A 24,082-nucleotide genomic window follows, 5' to 3' on the forward strand; every position below is an offset into this window, starting at 1 on the left:
AGTTCCTCCTTTTATCGTATCTGTTTACCTGAAAGTGAAAAGGAATTTGATTTAGTTATTTCAACTTTAACCAATTTACCTATAAAGTCTTTATCACCTTCAAAATTAACCAGTTTTCCCGTTCTTGTTCTTCCCATAAGTTTTGTGATGTCATTTTTACTGATACCTTCCACTAATATTTCTTCTACTTTTCCCAGGTAGGCTTTATTTTTCTTAGCAGAGCATTTGTTTATAACTTCTACAAGCCTGTTGAATCTTTCATGTTTTACATCCTCGGGAATCTGATCTTTGGACTTATCGGCAGGAGTATCTTTTCTTCTAGAATATATGAAAGTAAAAGCAGAATCATATTCTACTTTTTTTACCAGATCCAGGGTTTCTTCAAAGTCACTTTCCGTTTCACCTGGAAATCCAACCATTATATCTGTAGTAATGGATGCCCCGGGAATTTTTTCTCTTATCCTGTATATTAGATTTAAGTACTGTTCTTTGGAATAATTTCTGTTCATTTTTTTTAATATATCAGTAGAACCGGATTGTACTGGAAGATGTATCTGTTCACATACTTTATCACATTCTGAAATTGTATCTATAACATCTTCAGTTAAATCCTTAGGGTGTGATGTCATAAATCTGATTCTTTCAAGCCCGTTTATCTTATTTATTTTCTTTAAAAGTTCACTGAAACTTATTTTTGGAGTCAGATTTTTACCATATGAGTTTACATTCTGTCCTAAAAGTGTGATTTCTCTATACCCTTTTGAAACCAGATCCCTTATTTCCTTTTCAATATCTTTAGGATTTCTGCTTCTCTCTCTTCCCCTTACATAAGGAACTATACAATAAGTGCAGAAGTTATTGCAGCCGTACATTATGGTTACAAAAGCCTTTATGCTACTTTCCCTGTCTATTGGAATCCCTTCTGTAATTCCTGTTTCCCTGTCCTGAATTTCAACCACTGGGCTGTTTTCCTGATATAATGTATTTAAATATTGAGGAAACTTATAGGCATTATGTGTTCCAAAAATTATATCTACAAAGGGATATTTTTTAATTATATTTTCCGCCATGTGTTTTTGCTGCATCATGCATCCGCATACAGCTATTATAAGCTGAGGATTTTGAATCTTTAAATTTTTTAAAGCACCTAGATTCCCATATACCTTATGCTCTGCATTTTCTCTTACACAACAGGTATTGAATATAATCAAATCTGCATGAGTTTTATTTTCTGCTTTTTTATATCCCATTTTTTTTAATATTCCGGATAATTTTTCTGAGTCCTCTTCATTCATCTGGCAGCCCCATGTTTCAATAAAAAAGGTTTTATATTTCTGATTTTTACTGCAATTTTGTGTATTTGTAGTACATTTCTGTGTTATCATTTTCTGTTCTCCAATTCATATTGATTTTACCCTATAATTATATCGTTAATATCTAATTGTGTAAACACGCTGAAATTACTGCTGCTATTATAATATATCTAAGGAAACTTTTTAGACTCAAAAAGCATCAAATCCTTTCACTTTATTAACAACATAATATATTTGCTTATTAAAATTATACTCTAAATATTTATATGTGTTATATAAAATTCATAAAAATGCTACTATATTAAAATTCTTATTGAAAAGATCCTGTAAAAATTATATTATTATAATATAGGATGATATATTTATAAAGAAAGAAGTCAGCAATAAAATTTTTCTGATTTTTTCGACTTCTAAATATCTACTATTAATTTATTAATGAAATGATAATACCTAGAGAGTTTATTTATAAGGAGGTGATAGAAACATTAAAGTATTTTAGTATCTATTGGGGGGGTGGATTTTTTTCATGAAAATAAACTTTTCACAGCGAGCAGATGGACTAAAAGCTTCAGAGATAAGGGAGCTTTTAAAATTAACTGAAATGCCTGAAATAATTTCTTTTGCTGGAGGATTACCTGCACCAGAATTATTTCCTGTAGAAGAAATGAAAAAAGTAATGCAAAATGTTTTAGAAAAAGATGGAACTTGTGCTATGCAATATAGTACTACAGAAGGATTCAAACCATTAAGGGAAATAATAGCGAAACAAAGAATGGTTGCTTCAGGAGTACATGTAACTGGTGAAGACATAATTATAACTAGCGGATCTCAACAGGGAATTGAATTTTCCGCAAAAATGCTGGTAAATGAGGGAGACACTATAATATGTGAAAGTCCAAGTTATATGGGAGCAATTAATGCATTTAAAGCCTACAGACCTAAATTTACTGAAATAGAAATGGATGAAAATGGTATGATAATGGAAAAACTGGAGGAAGAACTCAAAAAAGATAAAAGAGTCAAGATGATTTATACCATTCCAGATTTTCAAAATCCTACAGGAATAACTATGTCTGATGACAGGAGAAAAAAACTGGCTGAACTGGCTGAAGAATATAAAATTCCTGTTATTGAGGACAATCCTTATGGAGAACTTATTTTTGAGGGCACAACTCATCCTTCTATAAAAAGTTTTGATAAAGGTGGATGGGTAATATATCTTGGCACATATTCGAAGACATTTTGTCCTGGGTTTAGAATTGGATGGATATGTGCTGCTCCTGACATACTTCAAAAATATGTTATAATAAAACAGGGGGCGGATCTTCAGTCTAGCAGCTTGGATCAAAGGGCCACTGCCTTATTTATGGAAACTTACGATTTAAACGAGCATATAAGTGAAATAAAAAAAGTTTATGGTAAACGTCGAACTCTTATGCTTAAAGGTATGGATGATTATTTTCCAAGAGAAGTTAAGCATACCAATCCTTACGGAGGACTGTTTACTTGGGTTCAATTAAAAGAAGGCTTAAGTTCTAAAGAAATATTGGAAGAAGCGTTAAAAGAAAAAGTAGCATATGTTCCAGGAGGCTCTTTTTTCCCAAATGGTGTCCGGGATAATTATTTTAGATTAAATTATTCATGTATGTCGGAAGAAAAGATTATAGAGGGAATCAAAAGACTTGGAAAGGTTCTTTATAAATATTATTAATTTACAGAATAAAATCTCTCCTTTTAGGTTAAACTTTCTCTAAAAGGAGATGATATCATGTATGATATAAAAAATTTTAAAGAACTGGAAGAAAATAAAGGTAAATTGAGAGCTAATTGTATTGGAGACAGAGGTTATTTCAACAATTTACAAAATCAAAGCATGTTTGAATTAAAGTCAATTCATGTTCCTATGAAAAATATGATTAAATGAGAGGATTTTATTCTTACATTTTCATAATTTAAATCAAAAGTGGAGGGATAATTCTTATGAAGTTATCAAATAGAATTTTAAATATGCAATTTTCACCTATACGTAAATTGGCACCTTATGCTGCTGAAGCTAAAAAGAGAGGTGTAAAGGTTTATCACTTAAATATTGGACAACCTGATGTAAAGACTCCGGATTTATTTTTTAAGGCAATTGAAAATTTCAAAACAAGTGTCCTGGCATATACGGAATCACAGGGAATGGATGAGCTTCAGGAAAGCTTTATAGAGTATTATAAAAAATGGGGTACTGAATTCAATAAAAATGAATTAGTAGTGACCAATGGCGGCAGTGAAGCCATAATGTTAACTTTTATGACAATATGTGATCCGGGAGATGAAATAGTTTCACCTGAACCATTTTATACAAACTACAATGGCTTTGCGGAAACGGCTTCAGCTAAAATGGTTCCTTATCTGACAAAAGCAGAAGATGGATTTCACCTGCCAGACAAGGCAGTTATAGAAAGTAAAATAACTGATAAGACAAGGGCACTTATGATTTCAAATCCTGGAAATCCAACAGGAACAGTGTATACACCTGAAGAACTTAGAATGCTTGGAGATATAGCTAAAGAACATGACTTATATTTAATAGCTGATGAAGTTTATAGAGAATTTGTATATGATGGACTTCAATATACATCTACTCTTAGCTTAAAAGATATTCAAGATAGAGTAATAATTGTAGATAGTATATCAAAACGTTATAGTGCTTGTGGTGCAAGAATAGGATTAGTTGCTTCAAAAAATCAAGAGTTTATGCACAACATAATGAAATTATGTCAATCAAGACTTTGTGTACCTACTGTTGAACAAGTTGGAGCTGTTGCATTAAAGGATACCCCTGAAAGTTACTTTGTTGAAACAAGAAAAGAATATCAAAAGAGAAGAGATATATTGATGGAAGGCCTGAGTAAAATTTCTGGCGTAGTATGCAAGAAACCTACAGGTGCCTTTTATGTAGTTGCTAAATTGCCTGTTAAAAATGCAGAGAACTTTGCAAAGTTCTTATTAACTGATTTCAGCAAGGATGGCAAGACAGTAATGGTTGCTCCTGCCAATGGTTTTTATGCTACTCCTGGATTAGGACAAGATGAAATAAGAATATCCTATTGTTTAAATTGTGATGACTTAAAGGATGCTGTAAGCCTATTGAAAATAGCAATAGATGAATATAAAAGAACCAAAGAGTAAAAAGAGTAATTGGATATAAAAAAGGTTCCCACATTATTTGGGAACCTTTTTCTATATATTGTTTTAACGTTTTAATTCTAAATGATATTGTTCCTTTTCCACTTTGAATCCAATACTTTTATACAAGTTTAAAGCTATATAATTGGAGTCCCGTACTTTTATTACTATTTTATTAAATCCATTGAAATATATTAGTTTCAGAAGATATGCTAAAAGGCATTTACTATATCCCTTGCCCCTATATTCTTTGATTATTCCGAAATTTACTATAACAGGAATCCCCTTTTCTATTATAAATTGGCCATAACCTATATATTCATTGCTTTTTTTTAAGAAAACTGATCCTCTTTCAAAGTAATAATCTTGAATCTCATCAAAAAGAATATCTTCCAGAGTAAGGGGAACTCTGTCATCTTCTTCAAATATTTTATTCTGTATTTCGCATCTTTTTTCTTCATCCCTGCCCTTTTGTAGTATTTCAAATTCAAGTTCTTTATTTAAGATTAAATGTATGTTTTCGGATAATTCCTTATACAAAATTAAGGTACCCTCTTTTTTTTCAAATCCCATGCTTTTTAATAAGTTGAAATTATAGTTGTTGTTCTCACATAAATATTTTACAGTATAATGTTCTCTGATAGTATTTATCAAATGTTTATAAGGTAAATTGTCCATATTATTATATCCACATACTACGTTGAGGGCATTTATATTACAAATATTTTTATGATAGATATCTGTCCAAATATAGCCTATGTACTTAACATTGGTTTTAATAAGTTTTACTTTTCTTCTTAAAATCATTTGCTGGGCAAAGTTACAATTGTCATAAATTTGAAAAAAATCTTTATTTAAAGAATTAAATAAAGATCTTTTCCTATTTAGTTCCCTAAAATATTTTAAATTTTTTTTTATTAACTTTATGCATTTATACATTTAATTTTCACCTTATAAAATAAAAGATCACCTTAGACGATGATCTCTTATATATTTGAAGCTCTTACTTCTACTACATGTTCGAAGATACCTCTTTTTATCTCTGTTGCTGTCATATTTTTTGCATTAAACCTTTCAGTCATATAATTGCAGGCATCCCAGGGATTTATTCTATCTCCGCAAGTAAATATGTCCACAGCAGCATAACCAAGTTCTGGCCATGTATGAATGGTTAAATGGGATTCTGATATTATAACTACACCACTCACCCCTTGAGGGCTGAATTTGTGAAAAGCAACTTCTCTCACTTCGGCACCTGCTTTTAATGCAGAATCCACCATTGTTCTTTCTATAAATTCTTTATTGTCCAGTATTTCAGCATCACATCCATAGATTTCTGCTAAAATGTGTCGCCCTAATTCATTCATTTTTCATATTTACCCCCTTAGATAAAATATAACAATTAAATTTTATCAAAAATAACAAAAAAGTCAATATATATGATTGTATTAAAAAGTTACTTTTTGAAATCTTTTAATCTTTAAATATTTCTTTCATTTGCTACATATATTGAATGAAAAGAAGTATTGTAAAAAAGATTATATTTCAATTTCTAAGGTAGTAAGTTAACGGAAAGATTAAATTTAAAATGCTGGAAACAATTGTATTGTAAAAATTTATAATATTAGATCTCATCTACTTCTTTTATACTTAAAGCTATTTTTTCATTATCCTTATTAACTTCTAAAATCTTTGCTTTTACTTCCTCACCTATTTTTAGCACATCCTCAGGCTTATCTATTCTTTTGTGGCTTATTTGAGATATATGAACAAGTGCATCCACTCCAGGCTCCAATTCTACAAAAGCACCAAAACTTGCAAACCTAACTACCTTCCCAAGCACAACACTGCCTACTGGATATTTTATATCAACGTTGTTCCAGGGATCCTCCATAAGCTTTTTCAAAGATAATGATAATTTTCTCTTATCTTTATCCACATCCAATATATAAACTTTAATTTTATCTCCTATTTTTAAAACGTCACTTGGCTTGCCTATTCTTCCCCAGGACAGTTCAGATACGTGAAGCAGTCCATCAACTCCCTGTACATCAACAAAAGCACCAAAATTGGTTAATCTTCTAACTTCTCCCTCTGCTACAGTATCTTTTTGAAGTATGTTCCAGGTTTTTTCCTCCATTTTTTCTCTTTCTGCTCTTAAGATTTCTCTTCTTGAAGCTACTATTCTGGTTCCTCTTTTTTCCTCTTTAAATTCAATTATATTTACATTTAATTCTTTATTTACATATTGGGAAAGATCATTTACATGATATAATTCCACATGAGAAGCTGGTATGAAAACCCTGGCACCTTTATAGTTTGCCACAAGTCCGCCATTTACGGCTTCTTTTACTGTGACCTGCAGGACAGTGTCCTTCCCATTATTTTCTTTTAATTCTCTATAAGCATTTTCTCTATCCAATTCTATTTTAGATAATACTACATATCCATCTTCATTTTGTCTTCGCAGTACCTTGACTTCTAATTCATCACCTAAATGTATTAGTTGTTCCAAATCATCCTCTTCATTTTTGGTTATTTCAGATTTAGGAAGTATACCATCCGATTTATATCCTATATTTAAAAAAGCCTCATTTGGATTTACAGATATTACAGTACCCTTGATTTTTTCTCCTAGTATTATTTGAGTATCATTTTTATCCATGTAAGATAGTTGTTCATTTAATTCTAAATTTTTGTCATCACTCATTTTTAAAATTGCCTCCTTTATTATCCAATCTGGTGTTGAAGCTCCTGCTGTAACACCTATAGTTTTTATTTTATTAGATCTAATTATATTATCAGGTATTTCTCCTGAATTTTCAACATGAATAGTATTTTTACAATTATTTTTACATATTTCATATAACTTAGTGGTATTAGAACTGTTTTTCCCTCCCAATACTATCATCATATCAACTTTTTTTGAAATATTATCTGCAGACTTTTGACGAAATTCTGTGGCACTGCATATTGTATTAAAGGCAATAAACTCTTTACATTGTTCAATTACTACATTTAGTACTTTTCGCCAGTTGGATTGTCTTTCTGTAGTCTGTGATACTATGCAAAGCTTTGATGGAAGTTTCCCTAAGTTTAATCCATCCTTGGATATAATTGCAGTATTTTCACACCAGCCATTTATCCCAAGTACTTCAGGGTGATCTTTATCACCTACTATTAATATAGAATACCCTAATTTATAATATTTTTGTACTTTTCTTTGTATATTTGAAACATATGGACAGGTAGCATCTACTATATTTATTTTTTTGCTCCTCAAAAGAGTAAATATATATTCAGGTACTCCATGGGAGCGTATTATAATCACATCTCCATCTTTAAGACTGCTTATGTCATCAATTTGTATAGAAAATATCCCTTTTTCCTCTAATTTTTTTACTACATTATTATTATGAATTAAAGGTCCTAAAGTGTATATGTTTTTTTTGAATTTTTTCTGGGTGCTTACAGCTTCTTCAACGGCCCTTTTTACTCCAAAACAAAATCCAGATTTATCTGCTAATATAATTTTCATAATTTCACCTTGAGTTTTCTAAATTGTGTTCTTCAATGTATTTTCTTATGTATCCTGAGATAACTTCTACCACATCTAAAATGGAAAGGTTAGAAGAATCTATTTCTATGGCATCTTCTGATTTTACAAAGGGCGAAGTTGTTCTATGTGAATCTATATAATCTCTTTTAATTATCTCATCCAATATTTTATCATACTCTGCAGGTATATTTTTTTCATTAAGTTCCATACATCGTCTCCTGGCCCTTTCACTGGCACTAGCTGTAAGAAAAAATTTTAGCGGAGTGTTTTTTAAAACCACGGTGCCTATATCACGTCCATCCATGATTACATTGTATTTTGATGCCATTTTCTGCTGTAGATCTACCAGTAATTTTCGCAGCTCAGAAACGGCAGCATAATTAGATACATTGCTGCTTATCTTGGGATATTTTATAAGTTCTGTAAAATCCTCGCCATTTACTATGATTTTGTCACCTTTAAAATCTATCTTAAGTGAATTTGCAATTTTACAGACACCTTCTGCATCTGTATAGTTTATATTTTCTCTCATGCACATAAGAGTGACAGCTCTGTACATCAATCCCGTATTTATGTAAACAAGGTTAAATTTATGGGCTATGATATTTGCTATGGTACTTTTACCTGCTGCTGCAGGACCATCAATTGCTACAGATATATTCAAAATAGTATTCCGCCTTTCTAATGAAGCCATATAATTTACAAGTCAAATTTTATACATACTATATTTTATTATATATTCTATAAAAAAGTATAAAATCCTTTATTTTATAGGATTAATTTAATACATCAAAGTGAATTTCAAATACAAAGTCACTTGATTTGGGTTCCAGCTAGAAATCCAGTGGATAGAGCAATTTGCATGTTAAAACCTCCAGTATAACCATCTACATCTATTAGTTCTCCTGCAAAATACAAATTAGATATTATTTTGGATCTCATTGTAGATGGATCTATTTCTTTTACGCTTACTCCTCCAGAAGTAACTATGGCCTCTGATATAGGACGAAGTCCCTTTATGTTCATTGAAAGATTTTGAAGTAAATTTACTAAATTCAATCTTTCTTCTTTAGTTATAGAATTACATTTTTTATCCGGTGCTATATTAGATAAATCTACAATTACATCTGTCAATTTTTTAGGAAGTAAATCATCCAGAGAATTTTTAAAGTCTTTGTTTGAATACTTCAAAAAGTCTTTTTGAACTCTTTTATCCAGTTGTTCAAATTGCAGGGCAGGTTTTAAATTTATAACTGCTTTTAAATTTGTATTGTTTTTTACCACTCTGCTTGCACTTAATACAATAGGACCGGATATTCCAAAATGAGTAAATAACATTTCACCGAATTCCTTATATAAAATATTATTTTCAGAATCCACTATGCTTAAGGTTACATTTTTTAATGAAAGTCCCTGAAGCTTTTTTATCCAATTTTCATTTATTCCCATGGGAACCAGAGCAGGATTCAAATTTGTTATGGTATGGCCTAAATTTTTGGCTATCTTATAACCATCTCCTGTGGAACCGGTTTGAGGATAAGACAATCCTCCTGTACAGAGTATAAAACAATCTCCTTTTATTATGGAATTATCCTCTAGCTGAACTGATTTTATAAACTTATCATTGAGAATAAATCCTTTTACCCTGGAGTTTAATTTTATTGATACCTTTTCTTTAGTAAGCTGTTTTTTCATGGCTTCAATTAAGTCGGAAGATTTATCCGATTCAGGAAAAACTCTATCGCCTCTTTCAACTTTTAGTTTGACCCCCAGGTCATTAAAGAAATTCATAGTGTCTTCATTTGTAAATGAATAGAGGGAACTGTATAAAAAGTGAGGATTCCCGGGAATATAATCAAAGAACTCATCTATGCTTTTCCAGCTGGTTATATTGCATCTTCCCTTCCCTGATATAAACATCTTTTTACCTAGTTTTTCATTTTTTTCAACTATAGTAGTTTCATTATTGTTTTTTGCAGCAGCTATTGCCGCCATCATTCCAGATGGGCCACCGCCAATTATTATTACTTTTGCCATTAGTTCCACACACCCTATTTTGTATAAAAAATACGTATATTACTCTTATTATAGTAATATACTGTACGGATTTATTCAATATAAATATTATATAAATTTGTAATCTTTAATTTTAAATATCTGCAGCATCCATTACAATTGTATTGTAATGGAGATTTTATGTAATATATTTTAACTTAATATAAAAAACAGGCGAATCTATTTTAAATTCGCCCATTTAAAATCTTACATCAATATTAGTAAACTCCCTGTGCATACATTGCATCTGCTACTTTTACAAATCCGGCAATGTTAGCTCCTGCTACTAAATTATATCCAAATCCATAATTTTGGGATGCATTTTTACAATTATTATATATATTAATCATTATACCATGGAGTTTTTCATCAACTTCTTCTGCTGACCATGATAATCTTTCACTATTTTGTGACATTTCAAGTGCAGAAGTAGCAACTCCACCAGCATTAGCAGCTTTTGAAGGACCAACTATTACGTTGTTTTTCAAGAAATATTGTACGGCTTCATTAGTGCAAGGCATATTGGCAACTTCACATACAAATTTAATTCCATTGTTAACTATTTGTTTAGCATGTTCCAGCTGTATATCATTCTGAGTAGCACATGGCATTATTATATCAACTTTAACTCCCCATGGCTTTTCATTTGCAAAGAATTTAGCGCCAAATTTATCTGCATAATCTTTTACCTTATCTCTTCCAGAAGCACGCATTTCCAATAAATAGTTTATTTTTTCATCGGTAACTACTCCATCAGGATCATATACATATCCATCTGGTCCAGAAATAGTAACAACTTTTCCACCCAATTGAGCAACTTTTTTACATACTCCCCATGCAACATTTCCAAATCCTGATATAGCTATGGTTTTACCTTTTAAATCAGTTCCTTCGTGTTTAAGAAGTTCCTGACAGAAATAAGTTGCACCAAAACCAGTTGCTTCTGGTCTTATCAAGCTTCCACCGTAAGATAATCCTTTTCCTGTAATAACGCCGTTTTCAAAGACACCTTTTAATCTTCTATACTGTCCATATAAATATCCCACTTCTCTTGCTCCTACGCCTATATCACCAGCAGGAACATCTATATCAGGACCTATATGTCTGTATAATTCAGTCATAAAGCTTTCGCAAAATCTTCTTACTTCTCCGTTGGATTTTCCTCTTGGATCGAAATCCGAACCACCTTTAGCTCCTCCTATTGGAAGTCCTGTCAGTGAATTTTTAAGTATTTGTTCAAATCCTAAGAATTTGATAATTCCTATATAAACGGATGAATGAAATCTAAGTCCTCCTTTATAGGGACCTATGCATCCATTAAACTGAACTCTGAATCCTCTGTTGACCTGTACTTTGCCATTGTCATCTACCCAGGGAACTCTGAAAACTATTTGTCTTTCCGGCTCACAAAATCTTTCCAAAAGATTTTCTTCCATGTATTCGGGATGCTTTTCAAATACTGGTCCTATGGTTCCCAAAACTTCTTCCACCGTTTGCAGGAATTCAGGCTCATTTGAATTTCTTGCTTTTACTTTTTCAATTACTCCATTGATATAATTTTGCACTTTTTGTTCAGTCATAAGTAATAACACCCTCCCTATGTGATTATTAATCACTTAATTTATAAATTATAGAATTAAGACATTTATAATTTATCTTATAGTAAAGGTATTCTATACAAAGTTAAAATTTCCTTCTTAATTCACATAAATTCTTTTAAAAATTTTAAAAATTGTTGTATATCATTCAATTTTTCAAATCTTAACTAATTTTGGTCTTTAAAAGAATATACTTGATATTCTTTCCAAATGTCTTCTAAATCTGAAAAAGTAGAAGATATCTTTTCTTTTTCTTGTAATCCAACTGCAATAATCAAGGCATTAATTACGCTTAAAGGTGCTACTAGGGAATCTACAAATGAAGCCATATTGCTTTGAGCAATTAAAGTATAATCAGATCTGGCTGCAAGAGGTGACAGAAGACTGTCAGTAATTGACACTACTTTAGCATTTCTGCTTTTGGCAAAAGCTAATGCCTCAATAGTTCTCACGGCATATCTCGGAAATCCTATACCTATTACTAGATCCTCTTCTTTTAAATTTATCATCTGCTCAAAAATATCACTTATTCCATACCCAACCACTTTTACGTTATCTAATATTAGGTTTAAATAAAAGCCGAGAAAATCTGCAATTGCAGTAGAACTTCTAAGACCTAGTATGTATATCTTTTTAGCTTCAAATATACTGTTTACAACATCGTCAAAAGTTTTATGATTTATCTTTTCCAGGGTAGCTCTTATATTTTCCATATCAGATTTTAAAACACTCTTTAAAGGAGTTTCCTGGCTTACAAAGTCATTTGATAATTCTATTCTCTGTACAGTAGTGAGTTTATTTTTTATAAGCTCCTGTAGGGATTTTTGCAATTTTGGATATCCTGAAAACCCCAGCTCATTTGCAAACCTTACTACTGTAGATTCACTTACACCTACATTTAAACCTAATTTTGCAGCTGTCATAAATGCAGCTTTGTCATAATGCTTTAAAATATATTCGGCTATTAACTTTTGTCCTTTACTTAATCTGGGAAATTTAATTTGAATTGTTTTTATCAAATCTGGATTATTGGTATTTTCCATTTTTATTCATTCCTCTCTATCTATCTTGAATTCGTTTTGCAATATTTGTTTCATTTTATCATCTATTGATTAAATTATCAAGATATCTTTCAATTGTTTATCTATTTTCTTTATAAATATTTATTACACTTTTATCGGCCTTTTCAGATATTCCTAAAACTATACCATAGCTGCTTAAATTTTTATTCAAGAAATCTATAATTTTATACATATCATCATAGCGTTTGAATTCTTTTGATGAAATTAATTCTAATTCATTATTTTTCATAATACAGTGTCACCTTCATCTTTATTTAATAATAATTTCATTAGATTATACAGGTCAGCTTCTTATATAATCTACTTCTTTTTCAGTTAAATATCTCCAGCTTCCTTCCTTTAAATCACCCAATTTTATATCTCCTATGGCTATCCTGGTTAAATTTATTACAGGGCAGCCTATTGCAGCACACATTTTTCGTATCTGTCTGTTTTTACCTTCGTGTATTCCTATCCTAACTTTTGAATTATTTCTGCTTTTATCTATACTGAGTATTTCAAAATTTGCAGCAGCAGTTCTATATCCGTCTATATTTAATCCATTTTTGAATTTTCTTATGGAATCATTGGAAGGTATGCCCTTTAGTAGGGCTATATATATCTTATTTCGCTCTCTTTTAGGGTGGGCTATGTTATTATATACTTTTCCGTCATTAGTCAATATAATCAATCCTGAGGTATTATAATCCAGCCTACCTATTGGATAAATTCTTTCATCTACTTTTACAATATCAAGCAGTGTACTTCTTCCCCTGTCGTCTTTAACTGTGGAAATATATCCCACAGGTTTATTCAACAATATATATATCTTCTCAGTTTTCTTTTTTACTATAATATTATCTACAGTAATTTTATCCTTTTCATCATCGATTTTTGAACCTAATTTATTTACGGTAACATCATTTATTTTTACTCTTCCTTGTAATATTATGTTCTCGCATTTTCTTCTTGAAGCTATGCCGCAATAAGCCATATACTTTTGCAATCTTTCTATCACATTATCACCTTACCTATTATTTATACATTATATTGCAATTGATTATTTACCATCATTTATAATTTAACTAATAATAGTATTGACTATATACTATATTAAAGAAACAGTTAAAATCAAATTCCTGTCATTAAAGATGCCTGGTAGTATTTTTACAAAGAAACCAACAGCAGCTGAGAGATAAAAGGATAAAAAATAACCCTCAGCCATATATTACTGAGGATTGTTCTTTATTCCATTTCCTGTATGCTTATCTGTCTGATATGTTTAGTGTGATCCCATTCTTTGTTATTCTTGTCCAATATTCCTTGTATTGTTATTGGTATCCAGGTCAAAGTATATATTCCGTAAAGTAGATACCATATAAATATTTTAAGAGAATGTTTACCGCCATTTAAAGAGATAAACGATACAAATATCAGCAGGTATACTATATTCCCAAGCAGCATTTCCATAAAAGTAGGGGAGGTAAAAATGTATGAAAGTACTATTATGTTAAGAGAATACAGTGCAAATATAGAAAACATCTTTTTAGAAAGTTTACACTCCAATGTCATTATAAAAGGTGTAATCAGAAACTGAAATATACTAAAGATTTTCCATAAAACTGGTATAAACAATGAATTTATAACAAATATATTTAAGCCGTGTTCATTGTTGTTCTGTAAAATGGTTATTAAAGCCGAAAGTCCAATCAGCAGTGTTACAAAAGGCTGTATAGTATATATTGCACAGTCAAAGGCTGTAAGACTTTTATCCCTTATTGCCTTTTTTATAAGCTTAAAGAAAAATCTGGAGGAAACGTCAGTAAAACCTTTCATCCATCTCTTTCTCTGGTTCCAGGATTGTTTTAATGTCAAGGGCTTCTCATCATATACCACTGCATTATGAGCCCAGCCTACCTTGTGTCCATTTAATACTAATTTACAAGTGAACTCCAGATCTTCTGTGAGACAAGTTGCGCCCCACCCTAATTCTCTAAGTATATCTGTATTCATACAGAAGCCGGTACCACAAATTTGTGTTGACAGTCCAAGATTTGATCTGGATAATTGGAAAAGTCTGTTTGTGGTCCAAAATGATATTGAATAAGAACCGGTTATCCATGAATCATTGGGATTTTTACTATCCACATAACCTTGAACAACCTTATATCCTTTACTCAATTTATAGTTCATTTCAATTAAAAAGTTTTTTGAAACTAAATTATCAGCATCAAAGATAGCTATGGCATCATATTTTTTATCCATTTTAAATATCTTATTAAACATCCATTCAAGGGCATATCCTTTTCCTCTTTTATCGGGAACTTTTCTTTCATATACATTTACATTATATTTTTTTGCTATATCTGCAGTACCATCATTACAGTTATCTGCAATTACAAAAATATCATACATATTTTTAGGATAATCCATATCCTTTAAACTCTCTATTATTTGTGCAATAACCATTTCTTCATTATGAGCTGCCACTAACAGTGCAAAAGTGTTTTTAGGAGCACAACTCTGGGCACCGTTATCTCTTCTTTTATAGAGTCCAAATAAAGAAAGTATTAAATAATATATTGTGATTGTAAAAACTGAGATTTGAAAAATAAATGTAAAATTAAAAATAAACTCTTTCATCACAAAAATCCTTCCTTAATATATTTATTCTATTGTCCCCTAACAAATATATATAAATATCGTATATCATAATACCACAAATATTAAATTATACTGGATAAGTTGAAATATTCTGACTAATGTAAAACTGTACATTATAATATTTTTTTATAGTCAAGTGATTTTCTATTTGTAAAAAATATAATTTATGTATTTACCCTATGCTATAATTTATTTGGGTAAATTATAATTTTAAAATAACGATATTCATTTTGAAAGGTGGTATATCAATGGAACATATAATAGATTGCAAAGGTTTAAAATGTCCGCAGCCAGTAATAAACACAAAAAAATATTTTGATTCAATAAAAGAGGGAACTGCTACCGTTATTGTAGATAATGATGTTTCTAAAAGTAATTTATTAAAGTTTGCGAAAAGTAATGCATTTTCCAGTGAAGCAAAACAAAAAGATGGCCTTTACTATATAACTATTGTGAAAAATGAAAATAACTGTAAACCCATTACAGCTGATGATAAAAAACTAACTATAGTTGTATCAAATAACAAACTTGGACTTGGAAACGATGAACTTGGAGCTGTTTTAATCAAAAGCTATTTATATGCATTAACTGAAAGCACCAATCTGCCAAATAATCTAATATTCTTAAATGGGGGAGTTAAATTGGCGGTAGAAGGTTCGGACTCCATAGACAATTTAAAATTATTAGAAGAAAAAGGAGTAAATATTTACAGCTGTGGAACTTGTCTGGATTTTTACGGCTTAAAGGAAAAACTTGTTGTAGGAGAAATAACCAACATGTACAGCATAGTTGAAAAAATGAATTCATCAGACAATACCATAAAACTATAAATGTTATATATTATTATAAAGTGATTCTTAGGTTCAGGCGGAGCATGCTGATAAGGAATGCCTTCCTCCATATGAACCTTTGAAGAACTTATCCAGGAGCGCAGTATTGCTTATTACGGAAGTATAATGGTGTACATGGGGCAGATTATTTTCATAGTTCTTACAATAATGTGATCTTATACACATCTTTCCTTATATTCTTTAAAACAGGCAGAGAATCCCTGATTTTTTCTATATAATCTAAATCTAATTCTGATATTAGTATTCCCTCTTTTTCGTCTAATATATTTATTATTTTACCCCAAGGATCTGCTACCAGAGAGTTTCCATAAGCAACATAGGAACAATTAACATCTCTTGCTGGTGCTATTCCCACCATATAAAGTTGATTATCCATTGCCCTGCTCCTAAACAATGTTTCCCAGTGATCAGAGCCTGTTGTTATATTAAAAACTGCAGGAACAAATATTATCTTTGCACCTTTCAGCGCCATAATTCTCATGAGTTCAGGAAATCTTATATCATAACAAATGGCCACTCCTATTTTACCCCATTTTGTATCTATTACCATGACTTTATTACCTGGAGTTAAAATATCTGATTCCTTAAAAGCTATTTTATCCTTTATGTTTACATCAAATAAATGTATTTTTCTATACTTATCGATTAGTTTCCCGTTTTCACCGAAAATAAAAGAAGTATTATATAAATTGCCTTCTTTATCCACTTCTGGTATAGAGCCCCCTATTAAATATACTCCAAGTTCTTTTGCTGTAGAAGACAACATATTTAAAGTTTCACCATAAGCATATGAACTCTCTGCATACTTTCCAAAATATTTGAGATTGTAATAGCAATTAAACATTTCAGGTAAAGCTATTATTTCAGCTCCTCTGTGTGCAGCTTCATAAATCATATCCTGAGCTTTTTTTAAATTATCTTTTTTACCGGATTTTGAAACCATCATCTGGCACAAGCCTATTTTTATCATAAAAACACCTCTTTTATATATATATGTTCTTATATACTACTAATTATAATTTATTGATTTAAACTATTCAATGATTGGTAAAAAATTAATACTTAATACACAATTTTTAAACATGTCTAATTGATGTATTATAAAATCTTATTGCTTAAAAAGATTTAAAATTATATAATCTTATATGATATTAGTTATGGTAAATATTTTATAGTTAAGAGGAGATTATTTAATGAAACAACATGCGTTTTCAAGAACAGAGCTGTTAATTGGTACAGAAGCTCTACAGAAATTAAGAAAAAGCACTGTAGTAATATTCGGATTGGGCGGTGTAGGGGGTTTTACTCTTGAATCACTGGTCAGAAGCGGTATAGGGCATTTAATACTTGTGGACGATGATACTGTTTGCTTGACCAATATAAACAGGCAAATACAAGCTACTTTTAGCACAATAGGTAAATATAAGGTAGATGTCTTAAAAGACAGAGTTTTAGATATAAACCCAGCCTGCAGGGTAGAGGTTTATCACACATTTGTGAAAGAAGATAATATAGATGAAATTATACCGGACAATACGGACTATGTGGTAGATACAGTAGATACGGTATCTTCTAAAATAGCTTTGGTGCTTTGGTGTAAAACTCATAATATAAATATAATAAGCTGTATGGGTGCTGGAAATAAATTAGATCCCACTCAATTTAAAATATCCGATATATATGATACGAAAATATGCCCTTTGGCCAAAGTAATGCGTCATGAATTGAAAAAAAGAGGTATAAAGGAATTAAAAGTTTTATATTCGGAAGAAGTTCCTCAAAAGCCTAGGATTGAAGAAGTGGTAACCTGTAAGGAAGGATGTGTTTGTGTGGGAGGCTCCAGAAAATGCCTCGCCAAACGACAGATACCTGCAAGCAATTCCTTTGTACCTCCGGTAGCAGGAATGATAATAGGCGGAGAAGTTATTAAAGATATAATATACGGATTTACTGGCTGTTATAAAAAGTAAATCTATTATCAAATAGGCTCCTGGTTATCTGAAGTAAAGGCATTTTTAGAAAAGCACTTTTCTATTTCCTTTATTTCAGAAGGAAGTACTCTCCAGTCATTTGTTTCCGTTTTATTTTTTAGCTTTGATTTAAATATTAATATATTTTTTTTATTCTCTAACCATTTCCATTGAAGAATATTTTCCCAGTAAATAAAATTGTAATATACATTACTGTAAAAACTTTTTTCGCCTATTCCCTTTGAAGTAATTATTTTTATCTTGCTAAAATCATATATACTGATCAGTATATATCCCACAATCAATACTGAAAGAGTTGAAAAGTAACCTGTTACCAATATGTAAATTATATATGTCACAAGTCCTATGAAAATCAAGGATAAAGCTTTTCTCTTTTCTCTGCTCCATCCCAGTTTGAAAATATTTTTACCATAATCTTTTTTAAAGGATCTTCTTTTTATAAATGACAAAAAAAATTGTACTGCAAAGGCTATGGATAATATTATTTTTAGTACATTATCAAAGTCCAAATATTTCACCTAATTTCTCAAAAATTTATATTTGTGCTTTCAAATTATTTTGTATTACACTGGAATACAAAAAATTTGAAAATTTTTCAATATCATTGTTATTCAGGAAGATTCCCTGAGCCTGTTGAGCATTTCCACCGCCTTTCCCGTTAAAATCTTTTATATTGTCTTTAAATAGTTTCCCACAATTAATTTCCTGATTTAAATTATTTATAAACAATATTCTCTTGTCTAAAGTCGAATAGAAAATCAATATATTTTTTTTCAGCTTGTCTTCTGAAAGAATGGAAGCCATAAGTTTGATTTCCTCAAATTTTTTATTGTCATATCCTTTTAAAATTATATTTGAAGTATTATTTTGTAAAATATTTTTTACTTCATTTTTAGCCAAAATTTTTTTCATATTTTTATTTTCTGCTAGAAGTTTCTGAAGTTCATCTTTTTCAGAGTTTATCCTTTTTTCTATATCACTTATTTCCACTGAAAAATTCTTACTTAAATTCATAATTATTTGATGCTTTTGTTGAAAATCCATTAATGCCCTATTACCACATTTAAAATATATTCTTGTCATCTTTTTATATTTTTCTGTCTTTAATATTTTCAATATGCCTATTTGGCCTGTTCTGGATACATGAGTTCCACAACAAGCACAGCAATCCATATTAAGCGCCTGAACTATTCTTATATTATTTACATCTATTTGTTTCCTTAAAGGGAACTTTTTGCTTTGTTCTTTTGAAACCATATAAGTTTTTATGGGTTGGTCTCTATAAATATATTTATTTACTACATTTTCTATTCTCTTTATCATGTTTTCGTCCATATGCTCAATATCAATGTCTATGGTTACGTAATCTTTCCCTAAATGAAATCCCTTATTATTGCCATTAAATAAAGTAAATATTGCTCCAGATAATAAATGTTCTCCAGAATGCTGCTGCATGTAATCAAATCTTTTTTTAAAATCAATCTTGCATGTCACATATTTATTTTTAGGCTTATCTTTCATACAGTGATATATGACTCCATTATCTTCATATACATAGTTCACTTCCAAGTCGTCAATAGTTCCCGTATCTGAAGGCTGACCACCACCTTCAGGATAAAATATAGTTTTATCCAAGACAACTTTTATTTTGTCATCCTCTTCTAATGTATTTATTACCTTTGCTTTACATTCTTTAAGGTAAGTATTTTTGTAGAATAATTTTTCAGTCAAATTTATCAACTCCTTAGTATTATTATATACTTTTTTTGGTTTACATTGTTTTTAATTTACATAATATATATGATGTAAATTAAAAATCAAGAATATTATTTAGATAAATTCATGATTTACATTTATCTGCAAAAACTTTCATTATTAGAATTTAGTCCATGATATTATATTTTCTTTGAAGAAAATTCAAAAAAGTATTAAGGGCAAGCTTAGCCTTCCACAAATACATTGTATTGCTGTAATAGAAGATACTGAAATGATAGGAAATTTTCCATAGAAAAAATCATAACAAGAAGAACGGTATTTGATATTAGGCACATTAAAACTGGAGAGGTGACAATAAACCATATAGATTTGAGCAGTTTAAAAACCGGATGCATTAAAATAAATAAATTTAATGCATCCGATAATTAAGGATGGTGTTTTTCAGGATTGTGAATTCACCTGTTTTCTAGCTTTTAGTTTTAACACTATTGTGTTTTTTATCATTTAATATGCTGTGCCTCATTCCGTACATAAAGTATACTAATAATCCTGCTCCAGTCCATATGGCAAATCTGACCCAGGTTACACCTGGAAGACTTATCATAAGATACAAGCAAAATATTACTGTCAAAATTGGTGTAAATGGAACTCCTGGACATTTAAACTTTCTCTCAATATCCGGCATGGTTTTTCTAAGTACAATAACTCCTACAGATACAAATAGGAAAGCCGACAATGTACCGATATTACACAAATCTATAATTACATTTAAAGGTAAAAATCCGCATATGATACATGTTATAATTCCAGTTATTATGGTACACCTGCCTGGAGTTCTATGCTTGTCATTTACCTTGGAGAATACTTCCGGCAGCAGTCCGTCTCTTGCCATAACCATAAATATTCTAATTTGTCCATATAATATTACAAGAATAGTGGAAATCATCCCCACAACGGCTCCAACTCCAACTAATGCGGAACCCCAGTTAATGCCTACTCTGGCCAATGCACCAGGTAAAGCATTATTTATATCAATGGACTTAAATGGCACCATTCCTGTAAGTATAGCTGAAACAGCTATATATAATACTATAACCAGTCCAAGGCAAATCGCCAGACCAATAGGTACATCTCTTTTAGGATTGGCTGTTTCTTCTGCTGCAGTAGACACTGAATCAAAACCTATAAAAGCGAAAAATATAATTGCGGCACCAGACATTATACCTTTAAATCCATAAGGTGCAAAAGGATGATAGTTTACAGGGTTTATATGGGTTACACCAATGAATATGAATATAAATATTACCAGTACCTTTACAGCAACTATAATATTATTTACCTTAGTGCTTTGAGTAACCCCTATATACAGCACCCAGGTTATAATGGCAACAATCAACACGGAGGGCAAATCCACTATACCACCTGCAAGAGGAGAATTGGTAAGTTGATAGGGTAAACTAATGCCATATGCTTTTAGAACTCCAACAAAGGTTCCTGACCATCCTGAAGCAACTGCTGCTCCGGAAACAAGATATTCAAGCATTAAATTCCAACCTATAATCCATGCAACGATTTCACCAAAGGCTACATAACAATATGAATAAGTACTCCCTGCAACTGGAAACATTGTGGCAAGTTCTGAATAGGTAAGTGCACAAAGTGCACTTGTAATAGCTGCTATGGCAAATGAAATGGTAATAGCAGGTCCCGCTAATTGTGCTCCCTGTCCTGTAGATACAAAAATACCCGTTCCCACTACGGATCCAATTCCTAAAGCTGCCAGATCAAAGTAATTCAGCTTCTTTTTAAGCCCGCTTTTTTTTACAGAAGCTTTAAAATCCTCCACAGTTTTTTTCCTCAATAGATTCACATACAATCCCCCTCATTTTTTATATTTCTAATTTTGCTTTTTTCTCCACATCCATTAATATCTTACCACTTTTTAATAGCTCCTCACATTTATCTAATTCTCTATACATGATTTTATCTTCTTCAATAAAACTTATCTTATCCCTTATAGTTTTATATGCTTCATGAGTGCCTTTACCTAATTTAAGCCCTTCTCTAAAATCAATAGCCTGGCATGCAGCCATCAGTTCCGTGGCCAGTACTCTTCTGGTGTTTTTTACAATACTCAAACTCTTTCTGGCCGCAATAGTTCCCATACTTACATGATCTTCCTGATTTGCCGAAGAAGGTATAGAATCTACTGAAGCTGGATGGGCAAGTATCTTGTTTTCAGATACTAAAGAAGCTGCGGCATACTGAGTGATCATAAACCCTGAATTGAGTCCGCCCTTTTTAACCAGGAAAGGCGGTAAATCATTGAGTTGATAATTTATAAGTCTTTCAAGTCTTCTCTCTGATATATCGGCAAGTTCCGCCACTGCAATTCCTAAAAAGTCAAAACTCAGGGCCATGGGCTGCCCATGAAAATTACCACCGGATATAACATCTCCGTTTTCAAACACTATAGGATTATCTGTAACAGAATTTATTTCAGTTTCTACCCTTTCCTTAATATAATTTACAGCATCCTTGCTGGCTCCATGAACCTGCGGTACACATCTTAAGGTATAGGCATCCTGTGTTCTCAATTCACCCTGTCCAGTTACAAAAGTGCTGTTTTCCGTTAAACCAAGTATATTTTTAGCTGTATTAATCTGCCCTCTATGAGGTCTAACGCCTTGAACTCTTGGATCAAAGGCGTCTTTTATACCTCTTAAAGCTTCCATAGTCAATGATGCTGCAATGTCGCTGATCTTTAAAAGCTTTATAGCTTCACATAATGCTATTGATCCTACTGCAGTCATTACCTGGGTTCCATTTATAAGTGCCAACCCTTCTTTTGCTACAAGTTCCACTATAGGTATACCAGATTTTTCCATAGCCTCCCTTCCGGTCATAACTATGCCATTAAATTCAGCCTCCCCTTCCCCAAGCATAGGCAATACCATATGGGATAATGGTGCTAAATCCCCTGATGCTCCTAAAGATCCTTTTTCAGGTATTAAAGGGTGTACTTTCTTATTCAGCATATCTATAAGAGTTTGCAAGGTATTTAATCTTATACCAGAATAACCTTTTGACAGTGCATTGGCTCTGAGCAGCATTATAGATCGTACTATTTCTTTGGGGAATTTTTCACCTGTGCCGCAGGAATGTGATAATATTAAATTTTTTTGAAGTGTTTTACATTGCTCACCCGTTATATTCACATTTGAAAACTTTCCAAACCCAGTAGTAATTCCGTATACTATTTTATCCTTATCAACTATATCATCTACTATTATTCTTGATTTGTTTACGTTTTCTTTTGCCTTATCTGTAAGACATACCTCATAATTATTAAATGCCACATTGCAAATATCCTCTAAAGTCAAATCTCTTCCATTTAAATTAATAATTTTCATATTCTCCATTTCCCCTTTGCTCTATTTATTATTTATAAATTCAGTATTATTCTAATTTGCCTTCTATGGCTTCCATAATCCTCCGTTTTTCATTTCTGCTTTCTACTAACAGGTGATTACACTTATCTTTTAACTCCTTCTTATACACTTTGTCCTTAATACCTTGAATATTTATTTTTACGTTAAGCAGAGCCCCTTCTATGGCAGCTTCCACCAGAGAAACTGCAACTCCAGCATCTGAAATTGCATTTTTATTCCCATATTTTACGGCTGTAACCATATAAGGATACAATTTATATGCACTTTCAGCTACTTTAAAAGGAATTTCCAGTGATTCATCATTACCTCTCTTTATAGCTTCTTTTCTTAGTTTTATATCTTCCTCTGTATTTTTAGGCATCTTATAGGCCTGCATCAAGAATAAAAAAGCTTCAGTATCTTTTTCCATGAGGCTCAAAAATTCCCTCCCCCACAAACCTGCTTCCTGTAATGATATATCAATAGTTTCCCTCAAAGATTTTTCGTATTCCAGGTACTCTTTCTTTCCTATGGTCAAGTTAAATACCATACTGACCAATGCACTGGCCAGGCATGCTGAAAGAGCTGCAATACTTCCCCCTCCAGGTGCCGGCGATTTGGAACCCAGCTCATCTATAAAATCTTTTAATTTAAAATCTTGTAACATAT

The 24,082-nt window shown here is 31.3% G+C and carries 22 protein-coding genes and 1 pseudogene; 5 read left to right on the forward strand and 18 right to left on the reverse strand.

Annotated features, from left to right (window positions below; all coding sequences use genetic code 11):
- Positions 1-11: 11 nt before the first annotated feature.
- The gene (gene miaB / locus ACYUJ6_RS08425) at positions 12-1,385 is read right to left on the reverse strand and encodes a tRNA (N6-isopentenyl adenosine(37)-C2)-methylthiotransferase MiaB (RefSeq protein ID WP_461845365.1); all 1,374 of its coding nucleotides are present in this window, start codon (positions 1,383-1,385) and stop codon (positions 12-14) included.
- Positions 1,386-1,839: 454 nt separating this feature from the next.
- On the opposite strand from miaB, the gene ACYUJ6_RS08430 reads away from it, so the two are divergent.
- From ACYUJ6_RS08430 to ACYUJ6_RS08440, 3 genes are read left to right on the forward strand one after another with little or no spacing between them, the layout of a single operon-like run.
- Positions 1,840-3,024 carry an aminotransferase-like domain-containing protein gene (locus tag ACYUJ6_RS08430; protein ID WP_461845366.1) on the forward strand — a complete coding sequence of 395 codons (1,185 nt, stop codon included), beginning with the start codon at positions 1,840-1,842 and terminating at the stop codon, positions 3,022-3,024.
- A 57-nt stretch (positions 3,025-3,081) separates the two neighbouring features.
- The gene (locus ACYUJ6_RS08435; protein WP_461845367.1) at positions 3,082-3,237 is read left to right on the forward strand and encodes a hypothetical protein; all 156 of its coding nucleotides are present in this window, start codon (positions 3,082-3,084) and stop codon (positions 3,235-3,237) included.
- A 56-nt stretch (positions 3,238-3,293) separates the two neighbouring features.
- Positions 3,294-4,490 carry a pyridoxal phosphate-dependent aminotransferase gene (locus tag ACYUJ6_RS08440; RefSeq protein WP_461845368.1) on the forward strand — a complete coding sequence of 399 codons (1,197 nt, stop codon included), beginning with the start codon at positions 3,294-3,296 and terminating at the stop codon, positions 4,488-4,490.
- A 63-nt stretch (positions 4,491-4,553) separates the two neighbouring features.
- Here ACYUJ6_RS08440 and ACYUJ6_RS08445 read toward each other — a convergent pair whose 3' ends face one another.
- The 10 genes from ACYUJ6_RS08445 to ACYUJ6_RS08490 form a co-directional block, all read right to left on the reverse strand.
- Positions 4,554-5,426 (reverse strand): GNAT family N-acetyltransferase, encoded by an 873-nt coding sequence (locus ACYUJ6_RS08445; RefSeq protein WP_461845369.1) that lies wholly within the window; start codon positions 5,424-5,426, stop codon positions 4,554-4,556.
- A gap of 47 nt (positions 5,427-5,473) precedes the next feature.
- Positions 5,474-5,854 (reverse strand): adenosylmethionine decarboxylase, encoded by a 381-nt coding sequence (gene speD, locus ACYUJ6_RS08450; protein WP_461845370.1) that lies wholly within the window; start codon positions 5,852-5,854, stop codon positions 5,474-5,476.
- Positions 5,855-6,111: 257 nt separating this feature from the next.
- Positions 6,112-8,025: a bifunctional 4-hydroxy-3-methylbut-2-enyl diphosphate reductase/30S ribosomal protein S1 gene (locus ACYUJ6_RS08455; RefSeq protein ID WP_461845371.1), complete on the reverse strand. Its 1,914-nt coding sequence runs from the start codon at positions 8,023-8,025 to the stop codon at positions 6,112-6,114.
- Positions 8,026-8,029: 4 nt separating this feature from the next.
- Positions 8,030-8,710, reverse strand: a complete 681-nt coding sequence (cmk, locus tag ACYUJ6_RS08460; protein ID WP_461845372.1) for a (d)CMP kinase — start codon at positions 8,708-8,710, stop codon at positions 8,030-8,032.
- 149 nt (positions 8,711-8,859) lie between these two features.
- Positions 8,860-10,083: a BaiN/RdsA family NAD(P)/FAD-dependent oxidoreductase gene (locus tag ACYUJ6_RS08465; RefSeq protein ID WP_461845373.1), complete on the reverse strand. Its 1,224-nt coding sequence runs from the start codon at positions 10,081-10,083 to the stop codon at positions 8,860-8,862.
- Between the two features lie 236 nt (positions 10,084-10,319).
- Positions 10,320-11,681 (reverse strand): NADP-specific glutamate dehydrogenase, encoded by a 1,362-nt coding sequence (gene gdhA / locus ACYUJ6_RS08470; protein ID WP_461845374.1) that lies wholly within the window; start codon positions 11,679-11,681, stop codon positions 10,320-10,322.
- A 185-nt stretch (positions 11,682-11,866) separates the two neighbouring features.
- Positions 11,867-12,742 carry a MurR/RpiR family transcriptional regulator gene (locus tag ACYUJ6_RS08475; RefSeq protein ID WP_461845375.1) on the reverse strand — a complete coding sequence of 292 codons (876 nt, stop codon included), beginning with the start codon at positions 12,740-12,742 and terminating at the stop codon, positions 11,867-11,869.
- A gap of 97 nt (positions 12,743-12,839) precedes the next feature.
- Positions 12,840-13,010 carry a DUF4264 family protein gene (locus ACYUJ6_RS08480; protein ID WP_461845376.1) on the reverse strand — a complete coding sequence of 57 codons (171 nt, stop codon included), beginning with the start codon at positions 13,008-13,010 and terminating at the stop codon, positions 12,840-12,842.
- 54 nt (positions 13,011-13,064) lie between these two features.
- A complete protein-coding gene (locus ACYUJ6_RS08485) occupies positions 13,065-13,778 on the reverse strand; it encodes a pseudouridine synthase (protein WP_461845377.1) in 714 nt (237 codons plus the stop codon).
- 227 nt (positions 13,779-14,005) lie between these two features.
- Entirely contained in the window at positions 14,006-15,403 is a 1,398-nt protein-coding gene (locus ACYUJ6_RS08490; protein ID WP_461845378.1) for a glycosyltransferase family 2 protein, read from the reverse strand.
- A gap of 269 nt (positions 15,404-15,672) precedes the next feature.
- On the opposite strand from ACYUJ6_RS08490, the gene yedF reads away from it, so the two are divergent.
- Positions 15,673-16,254 carry a sulfurtransferase-like selenium metabolism protein YedF gene (gene yedF / locus ACYUJ6_RS08495; RefSeq protein WP_461845379.1) on the forward strand — a complete coding sequence of 194 codons (582 nt, stop codon included), beginning with the start codon at positions 15,673-15,675 and terminating at the stop codon, positions 16,252-16,254.
- Positions 16,255-16,414: 160 nt separating this feature from the next.
- Here the strand turns inward: yedF and ACYUJ6_RS08500 are convergent, their stop codons facing one another.
- Positions 16,415-17,245: a carbon-nitrogen hydrolase family protein gene (locus ACYUJ6_RS08500; RefSeq protein WP_461845380.1), complete on the reverse strand. Its 831-nt coding sequence runs from the start codon at positions 17,243-17,245 to the stop codon at positions 16,415-16,417.
- A gap of 223 nt (positions 17,246-17,468) precedes the next feature.
- Between ACYUJ6_RS08500 and ACYUJ6_RS08505 the strand changes: the two genes are divergently transcribed.
- Positions 17,469-18,245, forward strand: a complete 777-nt coding sequence (locus ACYUJ6_RS08505; RefSeq protein ID WP_461845381.1) for a tRNA threonylcarbamoyladenosine dehydratase — start codon at positions 17,469-17,471, stop codon at positions 18,243-18,245.
- 8 nt (positions 18,246-18,253) lie between these two features.
- On the opposite strand, the gene ACYUJ6_RS08510 is transcribed toward ACYUJ6_RS08505, so the two are convergent.
- From ACYUJ6_RS08510 to ACYUJ6_RS08535, 6 genes and pseudogenes are all read right to left on the reverse strand, one after another.
- A complete protein-coding gene (locus tag ACYUJ6_RS08510; protein ID WP_461845382.1) occupies positions 18,254-18,775 on the reverse strand; it encodes a hypothetical protein in 522 nt (173 codons plus the stop codon).
- 25 nt (positions 18,776-18,800) lie between these two features.
- The gene (locus tag ACYUJ6_RS08515; protein WP_461845474.1) at positions 18,801-19,787 is read right to left on the reverse strand and encodes an alanyl-tRNA editing protein; all 987 of its coding nucleotides are present in this window, start codon (positions 19,785-19,787) and stop codon (positions 18,801-18,803) included.
- Positions 19,770-20,021 (reverse strand): annotated as a pseudogene (locus tag ACYUJ6_RS08520) (alanine--tRNA ligase-related protein); the annotation flags it as partial. The pseudogene ACYUJ6_RS08520 and the gene ACYUJ6_RS08515, both read right to left, overlap by 18 nt.
- Positions 20,022-20,448: 427 nt before the next feature.
- Positions 20,449-21,852 carry an APC family permease gene (locus ACYUJ6_RS08525; RefSeq protein ID WP_461845383.1) on the reverse strand — a complete coding sequence of 468 codons (1,404 nt, stop codon included), beginning with the start codon at positions 21,850-21,852 and terminating at the stop codon, positions 20,449-20,451.
- Positions 21,853-21,871: 19 nt separating this feature from the next.
- Complete coding sequence (hutH, locus tag ACYUJ6_RS08530) at positions 21,872-23,395, reverse strand: histidine ammonia-lyase (RefSeq protein WP_461845384.1); 1,524 nt, start codon at positions 23,393-23,395, stop codon at positions 21,872-21,874.
- Positions 23,396-23,441: 46 nt separating this feature from the next.
- Entirely contained in the window at positions 23,442-24,080 is a 639-nt protein-coding gene (locus ACYUJ6_RS08535) for a cyclodeaminase/cyclohydrolase family protein (RefSeq protein ID WP_461845385.1), read from the reverse strand.
- Positions 24,081-24,082: the final 2 nt, after the last annotated feature.

Source organism: Clostridium sp. JNZ X4-2 (genome assembly GCF_054889485.1).

Excerpts from the sequence above, each read along its gene's own strand:
- ACYUJ6_RS08500 (WP_461845380.1), bottom strand. The coding sequence starts at position 17,245 with ATGATAAAAATAGGCTTGTGCCAGATGATGGTTTCAAAATCCGGTAAA.
- ACYUJ6_RS08455 (WP_461845371.1), bottom strand. The coding sequence starts at position 8,025 with ATGAAAATTATATTAGCAGATAAATCTGGATTTTGTTTTGGAGTAAAA.
- ACYUJ6_RS08475 (WP_461845375.1), bottom strand. The coding sequence starts at position 12,742 with ATGGAAAATACCAATAATCCAGATTTGATAAAAACAATTCAAATTAAA.
- ACYUJ6_RS08505 (WP_461845381.1), top strand. The coding sequence starts at position 17,469 with ATGAAACAACATGCGTTTTCAAGAACAGAGCTGTTAATTGGTACAGAA.
- ACYUJ6_RS08480 (WP_461845376.1), bottom strand. The coding sequence starts at position 13,010 with ATGAAAAATAATGAATTAGAATTAATTTCATCAAAAGAATTCAAACGC.
- ACYUJ6_RS08430 (WP_461845366.1), top strand. The coding sequence starts at position 1,840 with ATGAAAATAAACTTTTCACAGCGAGCAGATGGACTAAAAGCTTCAGAG.
- miaB (WP_461845365.1), bottom strand. The coding sequence starts at position 1,385 with ATGATAACACAGAAATGTACTACAAATACACAAAATTGCAGTAAAAAT.
- gdhA (WP_461845374.1), bottom strand. The coding sequence starts at position 11,681 with ATGACTGAACAAAAAGTGCAAAATTATATCAATGGAGTAATTGAAAAA.
- ACYUJ6_RS08435 (WP_461845367.1), top strand. The coding sequence starts at position 3,082 with ATGTATGATATAAAAAATTTTAAAGAACTGGAAGAAAATAAAGGTAAA.
- ACYUJ6_RS08445 (WP_461845369.1), bottom strand. The coding sequence starts at position 5,426 with ATGTATAAATGCATAAAGTTAATAAAAAAAAATTTAAAATATTTTAGG.
- ACYUJ6_RS08440 (WP_461845368.1), top strand. The coding sequence starts at position 3,294 with ATGAAGTTATCAAATAGAATTTTAAATATGCAATTTTCACCTATACGT.
- speD (WP_461845370.1), bottom strand. The coding sequence starts at position 5,854 with ATGAATGAATTAGGGCGACACATTTTAGCAGAAATCTATGGATGTGAT.
- ACYUJ6_RS08535 (WP_461845385.1), bottom strand. The coding sequence starts at position 24,080 with ATGTTACAAGATTTTAAATTAAAAGATTTTATAGATGAGCTGGGTTCC.
- ACYUJ6_RS08490 (WP_461845378.1), bottom strand. The coding sequence starts at position 15,403 with ATGAAAGAGTTTATTTTTAATTTTACATTTATTTTTCAAATCTCAGTT.
- ACYUJ6_RS08465 (WP_461845373.1), bottom strand. The coding sequence starts at position 10,083 with ATGGCAAAAGTAATAATAATTGGCGGTGGCCCATCTGGAATGATGGCG.
- ACYUJ6_RS08515 (WP_461845474.1), bottom strand. The coding sequence starts at position 19,787 with ATGAAAGATAAGCCTAAAAATAAATATGTGACATGCAAGATTGATTTT.
- hutH (WP_461845384.1), bottom strand. The coding sequence starts at position 23,395 with ATGAAAATTATTAATTTAAATGGAAGAGATTTGACTTTAGAGGATATT.
- yedF (WP_461845379.1), top strand. The coding sequence starts at position 15,673 with ATGGAACATATAATAGATTGCAAAGGTTTAAAATGTCCGCAGCCAGTA.